The sequence below is a fragment of the Bradyrhizobium commune genome (assembly GCF_015624505.1).
GTDB lineage: Bacteria > Pseudomonadota > Alphaproteobacteria > Rhizobiales > Xanthobacteraceae > Bradyrhizobium > Bradyrhizobium commune.
The window spans coordinates 6,348,226-6,359,777 of the sequence record NZ_CP061379.1 but is presented as its reverse complement, the minus strand read 5'-3'; the positions used below and the strand labels follow the sequence as shown (position 1 = coordinate 6,359,777).

The following is an 11,552-nucleotide window of genomic DNA, read 5'->3' as shown; positions in this document are numbered from 1 at the left end:
GTAATGTTATTACGTCACACGACGCCTGCCAAGGCTTGACAAGCGGCGCATTGTCTAACATTCTAACGTTCGATGGAATGATGGAATCAATGGACAAGCGGATTGATCGATCTCACCTTGAGCAGACCGCAGCCATGTTCAAGGCTCTGTCTGATCCCGGGCGACTACACACCCTCATCATTCTGGCTGCAGGCGAGCGGAATGTCGGCGAACTCGCCCTAGCTGAACACGACCGAGTCGGCACCGTTTCGGCGCGCCTGAAGGTGTTGCTGCAAGCGCGGCTGGTCAAACGTCGGCGCGAGGGCAAGAACGCGATCTATTCGATCGCCGACGACCATGTATTCCAACTCGTCAAGAATGCCGTCGCGCATGCTGGCGAACACCACTGACTCAAGGAAAGGACGTGAAATGACGACTCGCAATCTTCCACACCACTCCAACCACGATCACGCGCACGGACCACAATGCGGCCACGTCGCGATTCGGCATGGCGACCACGTAGACTACCTCCACGACGGTCATCTTCACCACCCGCACGCCGGTCATGTGGACGAGCATCGCATTGAGGTGAGCGACAAGAACCCGGACCGTTGCACACCCGACCATCACTGCACCGGACACGATGCTGCCCACGTCCATGGCCCCGGCTGCGGCCACGAAGCGGTCCCGCACGGCGATCATGTCGATTATCTCGTCGACGGCCATTTGCACCATCCTCACGGCGCTCACTGTGATGATCATGGTCCGGTCGAGATCGTTCGAAACTAGGATCTGACTTCTATTGGTGTCGAAACGGCGAGCGCACCAGAGTTGCGCTCGCCGTTTCAGCTTGCAGATCATAATGGCTCTTCCAGAAAACGCCGCGACATTTGCTGTCGTCTTCAATCGGGCGATTCTTTAGGGTCGTTGAAGGCCGGCTGGGGGAATGCGAGCGCCGAGCCTGTCCTGTGGTTGGAGCTCGGGAGAGAGGCGATCCGGCTCTGGGAACGGAAAGGTGTTCGGCGTTGATTCAGTGGGCGGTAGAATTGCAGGCTTTTGCTTCGGCATCAGCGCCACGCCGCCATAGAGCAGGCCGATGGCAATCAGCCAGCTCCCGAGAATACGCGCTGGAATCGGAAACCAGATGCGCCAGAACGCCCGTACGGTCAGCGAGATGGCCACGACGATCCAAGACCCGACGATCACTCCCGCCAGAGGAATCGTAACATCGTGGAGGCTCGGGTCACTCACCTCGATCGCGATCGCCAGCATGCTCCCGGCGACGGCAGCGGCGATGAGCAAAAACCATGAACGCAGTCGCGCAGCGGGTAGCACAAGTGCCACGCCGACGATTACAGTCGAGATTGGCCCGGTCAGGAAGTGGTGGCTTGTTGCGCGCGGAATTGCCTCCAATACCGACAGCAACCAGTCTTTACGGAAAAAGCCGACGGCCAAGCCGCCGCCGAACAGCGCAAGTGCTCCGAGGCTGTAACGACGGTCCACTAGGGCGAGGGCAACGCCGAGGCCGACCAGCGGCAGTATCCGCTCAGGTGCGAGCGCACTCGATAATATCCACCACATGAGCGTGCTGCGTCCCGCAGCGGGGGTCAGTACGATTGCTGCCGCCGCGAGCAATCCGAGCGCCGTCAGAGCGGGGCCGCTCCATTTTATTGCGAGGCCGGCGAAGGCAGATTCAGGCGGCGGAGAATGCTGTGACAAGGAAGTAGACTCCGCCGAGGCTGATCAGCGCTCCGAGCCCGCGAGCGAGGCGACCTCCAAGTGGTTTGTTGAGTGCTAATCCAACGCCGATACCAAAGACGTGGATCAGGCCCGTCGCGAGGACGAAGCCAATGATGTAGTCCGCCGGATCGGCCGCAAAGGGCAACTCAGCTCCGTGCGCGTATCCATGACTGATTGCAAAAACCGCGATCAAACAAAGCGCAATCCATTCGGCGGGATGCCAGGCAAAAGTGATTGCCAAGCCGAGCGCGAGAATCGAGAGCGCGATGCCAATCTCCACGCTAGGAAGCGGCAGGCCGAACATTCCGGCAGCACCGCCGGCAACCATGATCAGCGGAAAAGTCACCGGCAAGGTCCAAACCGGCCGACCGCCCATCTGGGCGCCCCACAGCCCGACGGCGAACATCGCAAGAAAATGGTCTGGCCCTGTGAGCGGATGGGCAAACCCACTTCCGAAGCCGCCGGAGCCCGTCGAGGTGATGTGAGCTGCCGCGGAATATGGGAGCACGCACCAACAAATTGCCGCGACGGCTGCGCGTCGATTCAAATGCTCGCAATGCAACGATCGCCTCCGTTCGCCGAAGGACATCGGGGGTGACGGCCAGTAGTGTCCGACCGTCGGCATCTCTTAGCACATGACGTCGGCATTCGGCGCGTCGCGTTCACGCCGCCTGCTTTTCCCAACGCGGAAACGGGTCGGGGAGGTGACGCCAGGCGTCGGGCGTGAAGGCATCGACCATGCCGGTCAGCCCGGCGTCGAGCTCGGCGCGGATCGCTTTCTCGTCCATCTGATCGGCAAGGCCGATGAACACGATCTCCTGGCGCCGGTCCCCCCATGTGGGATCCAAATAGGGTTTCATGCTGTCGTGCCACTCGGGATTATTCGGCCAGCGCTCGCGCGGCACCGCGGACCACCACAGTCCCCGCTTGGAGGTCCGGACCATCGCGCCGGCCTGGGCGAGTTCGCCGACAAAGTTGGGCCGGGTCGCCAGCCAGAAAAAGCCCTTGGCCCGAACGACGCCCGGCCAGGACTTGTTGACGAAGGCGTTGAAGGCCATTGGCGCGAACGGACGACGGGCGCGATAGACAAAAGAACGAATGCCGTATTCCTCGGTCTCCGGCACATGGTCCTTGAAGCCGTTCAGCTCCTTGAACCAGAGCGCATGGGTTTGCGCGCGCTCGAAATCGAACAGACCGGTATTGAGAACGGTGCCGAGCGGGACACGCCCATAATTGGCGTCGATGATCCGGGCCTCTGCGTTGAGCGAGGCGATGATCTTGCGCGCCAGCTCACGTTGTTCGAGAGAGGCGGATCCGGCCTTGTTCAGCACGATGACGTCTGCGAATTCGATCTGCTCGACGAGGAGGTCGACGAGGGCACGGTCGTCACCTTCGCCAGCGACCTCGCCGCGGTCGCGGAGGAAATCCTGGCTGGAGTAGTCCTTGAGTAGGTTCACCGCATCGACGACGGTGACCATGGTGTCGAGCCGCGCGACATCCGCAAGCGAGCGATCATCCTCATCCCGAAAGTCGAAGGTGGTCGCGACGGGCAGCGGTTCGCCGATGCCGGTCGACTCGATGACGAGGTAATCGAAGCGTCCATCTTCGGCGAGGCGCCGCACCTCTTTTAGGAGATCGTCGCGCAGCGTGCAGCAGATGCAGCCGTTCGACATTTCAACAAGCTTCTCGTCGGTGCGTGAAAGACCGCCATCTTGCTTCACCAACTCGGCATCGATATTCACTTCACTCATGTCGTTGACGATGACCGCGACCTTCATCCCATCCCGGTTATTGAGGATGTTGTTGAGCAGCGAGGTCTTCCCGGCGCCGAGAAAGCCGGACAGCACGGTGACGGGGAGACGACGGTCTCCCCCGATTTGGGGGCTGGTCATGAACGCTCCGGGATATTGCGACAGTCGAGGGGCTTTGCGCGGCTATGGGATTGATTCCGAAAGGCGCTAGATTTCGGTGTAGTCCAGGCTCGTGTGCTCCCCGGACCAGACCTTGTCCGCGTCGTAAACCCGCTCACGCCGCTTGGACCTGAAGTCTATTCCGAGAACGACCACACCCATCGGCAAGGCCTCGCAAGCGATGGGCTCGCAGTTGACGGGTACGCTGGGGACTTCCGCGACTTCGGGCTTGGTCATGATCGCTCCGAGGTGTAATATTGTGACATTGCCACTGTTATAATGTTACACTCTCTGTCGTCAAGGCGAGATTTAAATGGCTCATGATCCGGATCAGAGTTCCAAGGGTGTGCACGCAGATGCACATCGTCATGCCATCGACGCCGATGCGGTGCAGAGCCGCGCCCGCGCCTACGCGACATCGAAGGGAATTCCGTTCACCCCGATGCGTCAGCGCGTGCTGGCCTTGCTTGCGGCATCCGGCAAACCCATGGCCGCCTACGAGATCGCCGAGAAGTTGAGCGACGCGCGCAGGGTGCAGGCGGTTCAGGTCTACCGCGCGCTTGAATTCCTTCAGGAGGCAGGCTGTGTTCACCGGCTGGCCTCTCAGTCGGCGTATTTCGCCTGCGATCACCTTCATGGGAGCGGTGAGATGGTGGTCTTCATGGTCTGCAGCCAATGTGGCGCGGTTCAGGAAGCAGCCTCGGACCTGGTCGCGCGCGGCTTGCGCGGTGTGGCGAAGACGACCGGCTTCAAGCCCTTACACCCGATCATTGAATTGGAAGGAGAGTGTGCGGATTGTGCGATCGAATCCGTGCGTTAGATCGTTTAGCTTGCCTGCTCTACGGTGCAACCAGTATCTGCCGGCAAGCAGCTGGGAGTTCAGCAAGCGTTGGTCCCCGTCGAGGCTTCACCGGGGCTGTCGATGGCTTTGGATGCAGTACCGGCTCGCTGAACCAGTAGGCGAGATCGCCCGCGCTGCAGCCCTCATTGTCCGATGGCGGCGGTTGCGGCTGACATTCGCTGCTCCCCGCCGGGCATTTTATCCGGACATGGAAATGATAGTCGTGCCCGTACATCGGGCGCACCTTGGAGAGCCAGCTTCGGTCGCCTTTGGCCTCGCGGCATAACGCCTTCTTGATCGCAGCATTGACAAAGATGCGCTCCACGGCGGGCTCCTGTGCGGCGGCGCGGATGACAAGCAGATGGCTCGGGGTCCAGGCTTTCGGATCGATGTCGAGACGATCCGGGCGCACCATCATAACCGCCGACATCTCCTCACGCTCCTCTGGCGCCAGTTCCCGGTCCGGCATCGGTGTCAGCCAGATATCGGCATCCAGCCCGACTTGATGACTGGCGTGGCCGGTGAGCATCGGACCGCCGCGGGGCTGCGAGAGATCGCCAACCAGCAGTCCCGGCCACCCCGCGACCTGGTGCACCTTGTCGGACAGGCGCTCCAACAACGCGATCATGTCCGGATGGGCCCAGTTGCGGTTGCGCGACAACCGCATCACCTGCCATGTCTTGCCATTGATCGGGAGCGCCTGCGCGCCGGCAAGGCAGCCCTTGGCATAGAAGCCGATGGAGCGAACGGCCAACGGCGCCGGGAGTGTCTTTCGCCCAAAAAGTTCTTTGGCGCCGATATGCGGATCGTTGGGATTGGTCAGCGGCGGCAGCGGTTTGGATCCAGCGTGCCCTTGTCCTGGGCCAGCGCGGGATGCGCCCACAGGACGGCTGCGGAACACAAGGTCATTAAGAGTACTCGGCGGTTCATCGGAAGACGCATTGCGATCCACCTGACTGTCGGCTCCGATCAAAATCCCGCCGAACCGCGCGATGAGCGCGCAAGCGCGACGCCACCAACCATGAACGCGAGCGCCAGCATCAATGCGGTCCGCCACCAGATGCTCCATCTGGTTTCGCTCGCAGGTATTTCAATCCAGTGCCACTGAGGCAGGGATGAAAGGTCTTGCACGGTCATGGCGCGGCTTTCCAGGATTCGGGGAGAGAAATAACGTCTCCATCCCTCGTGAAAAGCCTCTGTCTGATCCTTGAAGGCGACGAAGCGACGTGAGTCGGTGCCGGCGATGGAGTTCAGCGCTTCGTTGACGAGGATCGCGGGCGACAGCAAGCTCAGGCGGTCAACAAGCCTCTGTTGTTGCAGCAACTGCTGATCAAAGCGTTCCAGAAGGGGCTCGATTTTCTCGTCGACTCTTTGCTTGGCGAGAAAAAATGCACGCATCCGCGAAGGTACTTCGATGCGCTTGTCTTTGACCAGCAGCGCTTCCGGATCCGACGCGTAGCGATAATCCGCACTATAGAGGCTCTCATATTCGCGCAATGATTCCGCCGTTGCGACGCGCGTGCGGCTGGCCAGTTCAGTGCGCGAGGGAGCCGGGCTGACCAGGCCCACGACGAGGTTCATCGTCACCGGCAAGATGAGCACAAGAAGGGTCCAGAGTGCCACCATGATTAGCGCATTGGTCGAAGAGGGGAGGCCGGTGGCGTTGACCAGGGCCGCGACTGCGAACCAGAACAGGGCATAGGACGCGACCAGCGCTGACCACGACAGCATCAAGCCCAGTTGCTCCGCGCCACGGGTTTCGGGGCGGACCAAGAGCAGGACCACGATCGGCAAGGGAATGACGATCGTCAGCAGCGCAAGCATGCGCACGACGATCTTTCCCGTCAGCAACGTGGCGACGGAAAGCGGTTGCGAGCACAGCATGCGCAAGGTGCCATGTTCGCGCTCCGCCGACAGCAGGTTATACCCGAGCGTAGTGACCAGCAGAGGCAATACGAATACAATGACGAAAGCGAGATCGAAGTGCCCGCTGAGCAGATTCCAGGGATTTTCGATCTCCGTGTCGTACATGAACTGGACTTTGCTCAAATAGCTGATGCGGTAGTAGTTGGGCATCATGTCCGACTGACCGATCGCCAGCGTCGCGAGCGGTGCATTGGGGATCGTGGCAAAGCGCCCGGACAAGGTGCCGGCCATGGCAGCGGGATTCGCCGGATTCGAGAAGGGAACCAGAGCGCTCTTGCCGGCGAGAACGGATTGGAGCGTTCCGGCGTTCGCCCTTTGGGTCGCTTGTTCGTGTTTTTCGACTTGAGCGACCATGCGGTCGCGGAGCGTTGCTTGCGCCAGTCCCACAAACAGTCCGTAACCCACCATGAGAGCCAGGACGCAGCACACCAGCGGCAGCGTGCGATCGCGAACAAGGATGCGGGCCTCGTGCCGGATGATCAGCGACAAGTTGGCGAGCGTGCGAGACTTCATTGGCGTCACTCGAATGTCTAGCGCATGAGCGGACGGGAGAGGGCGTATTGCGCGAGCGCGACGGAGAGGCAGAACATGACAGCGAGCAACGCAAGGCTCGTCCAATGGTGCGCCAAGGCAAACGACACGGAGGGAAGTTGATATTTGAAGGGCGGCACGCTTGCCCACAGCTCGGGGCCGGCCTTGTAGGTGAAATGCGCGTTGCCCAGGGGATCGGCGTGTTCGATCAGGTCCTCGCTGACAATGTCCTGAATCTTTCGTCGTTGCGTTTCGGCCGCGATTGAAAAGTCGCGATGTTGCGAAAAGTCCGTTCCCGCCAAGCCCATGGAGAAGCCGCGAAGTGCAACGATCGGGGCAACGAGGCCGACCCACTCTTGCGCGCGCTGTTGGCGTTCGAATGTGTCCCAAAGCCCGCCGAAGTTTTCATCGAGTGCGCTGTAACCCGCCGCGTCGTCGACCTTCAGCGCCGCGCCCCATTTGCTGAGCGGAAGCGAGGGATCCCACTGCGATCGCACGCCGAAATGAGCGGCCCAGGCCTTGCCGGCGGCTTCGGCAATGTCATGCGACAGATGATCGTCGAACGCGAGCCGCGACGGGGTCGGGTAGAACAGATTGGCCGTCTCGGATGCCGTGCGCGGAGCAATCAGCGTTGCTGCGACCCAGAAGCCAAGGAGCAAGACCAGAGCCGCCCGCGATGAACGTACGAGGGCCGACACCGCCAGGGTCAGAAACACGAAAAAGCCGAGATAGAGGCCGTATCCCGCTGCAAGCCAGGCGATCCGATAGACCGCGTCGAGGCGCTCTCCTGCGGAAAGACGCGCAACGAGGAACACCGCAAACCCGATGCCGACCGGAGCAATCAGAACGCCGGCGCAGCTCGCAAGTGCTGCCGCCTTGCCGAAGAGAAGGCTCCGCGCGGGGACGCCCAGGCTGAGAAGCTGGCGCAACGTTCCGCGTTCGCGCTCGCCGCTCAACGAATTGAAGCCGACGACGATAATGAGCAGGGGAACCAGAACCTGAAGAAGCCAGGCCGGCGATAATTCGCCGAACCGCTGCAATCCGGTTGCATCCTGGGCCGGCCGGAACTTGACCTCGCTCTGGCGATGCGCCTGTAGCCAGACGGTCGAGCCAACGAACGGCCCGATGCCCGGATCGAAGACGCCGAGCGGCGGTTCGGGCTTGAAGACGTGCATGCCCTGTTCCGCCGCATCGTGCGGGTGCCGATAGCCCTGGTGAAGCCAGGCATCATAGTCGAGGGCTTGGCCTGCCGACCGTTCGCTGTTCAGCTGAAGCTGCCGATTCCATCCGGCAGCGAGCGCCACCAGCATGAGGACGACGACCAGCCCTCCCGCCCAGAGCAGGCGCCCGTCGCGAGTCAGCTCTCGTATATCCTTGGCGGCGATGATCGCGAACACGTCAGCTCTTCATGTGCTTGAGGTAGAGCGCCTCGAGATCGGCGTGGCTGACGTCCTCGCTCTTGAGTTCTTCCACCAGCCGTCCGTGCTTCATGATGCCGAGGCGGGTTCCGGTCTGCTTGGCGTGGAACAGATCATGCGTCGTCGTCAACACCGCCACGCCGTCGTTGCTGGCCTTGACGAGAAGCTCCGAGAACTCGTTGGCGGCGGACGGGTCAAGTCCGGAGGTGGGCTCATCGAGCAGAAGGGCTTTGGCATTCTTGGCCAGCGCGATCGCAATTCCCACCTTCTGACGCATGCCTTTCGAATAGGTCGCGACCCGGTCATCGGCGGCTTGACGAGGCAGGCCCGCCGCCTCAAGCAGTTCGAGCAAGCGCGGCCGCGGCAGGCGCTCACCGATTGCGAGCGAAGAGAAGAACGCGAGATTTTCCAGGCCGGAAAGCACGCCATAGAGCGTGACCTGTTCGGGGATGTACGCAAGAAGCCGCTTCGTCTCCAGGGGATGGCGCGCGACGTCGATCATGCCGATCTGCAGGCTCCCGGATGTCGGCTGGAGGAAATTCAAGAACAGATTGACCAGCGTCGTCTTACCCGCGCCGTTGGCCCCGAGCAGGCAATAGATTTCGCCGGGCAGGACGTTGAGCGACACATTGTCCAGAGCACGTTTGGCGCCAAACTGCTTGGTCACCGCAATCGCATCGAGCATGGTTCTCGTACACTCCAATTGGCCGTCGCGGCGCCTGGGGGGGTCTTGACGAGTGTAATGTTATTACACTAGGTCATGGTTGTGAAGCCGTGACGCGGGGTGCTAGGCGGTCGGTGGGTTGGGGGCAAGTATGCGTTATCTGTTTTGTTCAGTGTCTCTATCGGGTCTCTTGATCGGGGCGTCAGGTGTCCTCCCTTTCGTCGCTGAAGCGCAAGCTCAAACGTCTTCGTCAGCAGCCAACCAAGGGGCATCGCTGCCACCCGTAACCGTGGACGCGCCGCAACGACGAGCAGCTGCAAGGACCGCTCGCCCTTCGAATTCTCAGCGAGGCCGCCGCGTCTCCCAGACCAACAGAACATCGCGTCCCCCGATCACCGCCGGGGCATCACCGCAGTCGCAAGGCCCACAACAGGGGCCGGCGACGCCGCTCAACACCAATGTGGTGACGCCGAGCGCGAGCCGGCTGGGACTGACGCCGCGAGAGATTCCCGCAACCGTCGAGGTGGTTGGTGCGGAGACGATCCGTGAGCAGGGCTACCACACCACGATCGACGCGGTAAAAGGTGCAACCGGCGTAACCGCTGGCGACGCGCCGAACGACGTGTCGTTCTCCATGCGCGGTTTCCAGGGTAACCAGGTCAACGTGACCTACAACGGCATCAACATCGGCCCAACGGGCTTCACGGCGCTGACCATGGAGACGTTCAACCTCGATCGGGTGGAGTTCCTGAAAGGCCCGTCGTCGCTCATGTCGGGCCAGGGTGCGGTCGGCGGCGCCATCAACTATGTCACCAAGGCGCCGCACACGGGCCCAATCCAGAACGAAGCGTTTGTCGGCTTCGACTCCTTTGGCAGCTATCGCACCGGCTACGGGTCCGGCGGCAGCACCAACATCAAAGGCCTGGATTATCGCTTCGACATCAGCCGGTCGGACGTCAATGGCTTCATCGATGACACCGACACCAAAAATCTGCACGTCTCGGGTCAGCTCGACTACCGCTTGTCGGAATCGTTCAAGGTCTTCGGCGCCGTCGAATACAAGGACTATCAAGCCCGTGTCTACGAGGGGACACCGCTGGTCCCGGTCGCCTTCAGTGGTCCTTACGCGACGAGCGGGATCGTGTCCGGCACGAAAGTGTCTGACTACAACGGCACAAATCTCGGAGCGGTGACGATCGACAGCCGCACGCTGACGACGAACTACAACGTGCTCGACAACCACAAGACCATCAAGGAGACCTGGGCGCGCGGCGGTTTTGAGTGGAATCTGACGAACAATGTCACGCTGAGAAGCCAGACCTACGAGTACAACGCCAGCCGCGACTGGTACAACAGCGAGGTGAGCGCCTTCAATACCAGCAACAATCTGGTCGATCGCGAGCGCTTCTTCGTGCATCACAACCAGAATACGGTCGGCAATAACACCGATGTGACCTGGGATTCGGGCTTCTTCGGAATGGAAAACAGGCTTGTGACGGGTGTCGAGGCGTATCACCTCGACTTCACCCGGCCAGCGGCGGCGAACTTCCCCCATGACTTCGTCTCGCTGGTCGATCCCGACCGGGGATATTATGGCACGCTGACCACGCAAAATCAGACCGCCGCGATTGACAGCGTAGCCTTCAATCTCGAAGACCGGTTGAAGATCACGCCGACGTTCGCCCTGATCGGCGGCTTGCGTTACAATCCATTCTCACTCGATCGCACCTCGACCGACAAGTTCGGTGCGAACAAGGCCGGCTTTCCCTATTCGACAAACTGGGACCCTGTCACGGGACGCATCGGCTACACTTGGGAAGCGCTTCCGGGGCTGACGTTCTACAGCCAGTACGCGACGGCGAGCGACCTGTCGGGCGGCAGCATCTTTTTGCTCAGCCCGGCGCAGCCGCTGACTCTCACCACGGCTCGCAGCTACGAGACCGGCGTCAAGAATCTGCTGTGGAACGGCCGCGCAGAGTGGACTTTCTCGGCCTTCGACATCGAGCGCAACAACGTCTATTCCGCGCAGGCTGGTCAAACCCTCAATCTCGCGGGAAAAGTGAAGTCGCAGGGTGTGGAATTCGCAGCAGCGGTCCGTCCGGTCCCTGAGCTCAAGCTCTGGGGCAACGTCGCCTACGTCCACGCGCGCTATGCCGACTACGACTTCACCGGCGGCTCGTTTTCGGGCAATGCGCCGCCGAACATTCCGGCACTTGTCGTGAACGGTGGCGCCTCCTATCGCTTCCCCAACCCCGGCTGGTTGCCGGTCGAGGTCGGGGTGTCGGCCCGGCATGTCGGCGACCGCTACACCACCGATGCCAATACCGTGACGATGCTCGCCTATACCACGGCGGATGCCTTCGCGTTTGTCGACATTCCGAAGTCGAAGGCCTTCCCGACCTTCGACAATACCCGGGTGACGTTCCGGGTCCGAAACCTCACCGACAAGAAATACGCGGCATGGAGCGATCCGTTCTATCCCGATCAGATCTTCCTCGGCGCGGCGCGCACCTACGAAATCGAAACGTCCTTCAAGTTCTGAT

At 61.2% G+C, this 11,552-nt stretch carries 11 protein-coding genes and 1 pseudogene; 3 read left to right on the top strand and 9 right to left on the bottom strand.

Features of this window, described 5'->3' with window-relative positions; all coding sequences use genetic code 11:
• Nucleotides 1-89: 89 nt before the first annotated feature.
• The gene (locus IC761_RS36005; RefSeq protein ID WP_246791358.1) at nucleotides 90-389 is read left to right on the top strand and encodes an ArsR/SmtB family transcription factor; all 300 of its coding nucleotides are present in this window, start codon (nucleotides 90-92) and stop codon (nucleotides 387-389) included.
• 1 nt (nucleotide 390) lies between these two features.
• On the opposite strand, the gene IC761_RS36000 is transcribed toward IC761_RS36005, so the two are convergent.
• The 5 genes from IC761_RS36000 to IC761_RS29790 all read right to left on the bottom strand — a co-directional run bounded on the left by IC761_RS36000 (nucleotide 391) and on the right by IC761_RS29790 (nucleotide 3,866).
• Nucleotides 391-705 (bottom strand): hypothetical protein, encoded by a 315-nt coding sequence (locus IC761_RS36000; RefSeq protein ID WP_246791357.1) that lies wholly within the window; start codon nucleotides 703-705, stop codon nucleotides 391-393.
• A gap of 192 nt (nucleotides 706-897) precedes the next feature.
• The gene (locus IC761_RS29805) at nucleotides 898-1,614 is read right to left on the bottom strand and encodes a hypothetical protein (protein ID WP_195800231.1); all 717 of its coding nucleotides are present in this window, start codon (nucleotides 1,612-1,614) and stop codon (nucleotides 898-900) included.
• Between the two features lie 58 nt (nucleotides 1,615-1,672).
• The gene (locus IC761_RS29800) at nucleotides 1,673-2,308 is read right to left on the bottom strand and encodes a HupE/UreJ family protein (RefSeq protein ID WP_195800230.1); all 636 of its coding nucleotides are present in this window, start codon (nucleotides 2,306-2,308) and stop codon (nucleotides 1,673-1,675) included.
• Between the two features lie 73 nt (nucleotides 2,309-2,381).
• Nucleotides 2,382-3,611, bottom strand: a complete 1,230-nt coding sequence (locus IC761_RS29795; RefSeq protein ID WP_195800229.1) for a GTP-binding protein — start codon at nucleotides 3,609-3,611, stop codon at nucleotides 2,382-2,384.
• A gap of 66 nt (nucleotides 3,612-3,677) precedes the next feature.
• A complete protein-coding gene (locus IC761_RS29790) occupies nucleotides 3,678-3,866 on the bottom strand; it encodes a hypothetical protein (RefSeq protein WP_195800228.1) in 189 nt (62 codons plus the stop codon).
• 76 nt (nucleotides 3,867-3,942) lie between these two features.
• Here IC761_RS29790 and IC761_RS29785 point away from each other — a divergent pair, with 76 nt between their 5' ends.
• Nucleotides 3,943-4,449 (top strand): Fur family transcriptional regulator, encoded by a 507-nt coding sequence (locus tag IC761_RS29785; RefSeq protein WP_195800227.1) that lies wholly within the window; start codon nucleotides 3,943-3,945, stop codon nucleotides 4,447-4,449.
• 19 nt (nucleotides 4,450-4,468) lie between these two features.
• Here the strand turns inward: IC761_RS29785 and mepA are convergent.
• From mepA to IC761_RS29765, 4 genes and pseudogenes are all read right to left on the bottom strand, one after another.
• Nucleotides 4,469-5,400 (bottom strand): annotated as a pseudogene (gene mepA, locus IC761_RS29780) (penicillin-insensitive murein endopeptidase).
• Nucleotides 5,401-5,439: 39 nt separating this feature from the next.
• Nucleotides 5,440-6,909: a DUF3526 domain-containing protein gene (locus IC761_RS29775; protein WP_195800226.1), complete on the bottom strand. Its 1,470-nt coding sequence runs from the start codon at nucleotides 6,907-6,909 to the stop codon at nucleotides 5,440-5,442.
• Nucleotides 6,910-6,926: 17 nt separating this feature from the next.
• The gene (locus IC761_RS29770) at nucleotides 6,927-8,324 is read right to left on the bottom strand and encodes an ABC transporter permease subunit (protein WP_195800225.1); all 1,398 of its coding nucleotides are present in this window, start codon (nucleotides 8,322-8,324) and stop codon (nucleotides 6,927-6,929) included.
• A 1-nt stretch (nucleotide 8,325) separates the two neighbouring features.
• A complete protein-coding gene (locus IC761_RS29765) occupies nucleotides 8,326-9,030 on the bottom strand; it encodes an ABC transporter ATP-binding protein (RefSeq protein WP_195800224.1) in 705 nt (234 codons plus the stop codon).
• Nucleotides 9,031-9,160: 130 nt separating this feature from the next.
• Here IC761_RS29765 and IC761_RS29760 point away from each other — a divergent pair, with 130 nt between their 5' ends.
• Complete coding sequence (locus IC761_RS29760; RefSeq protein ID WP_195800223.1) at nucleotides 9,161-11,551, top strand: TonB-dependent receptor; 2,391 nt, start codon at nucleotides 9,161-9,163, stop codon at nucleotides 11,549-11,551.
• The last annotated feature ends 1 nt before the right edge of the window (nucleotide 11,552 follow it).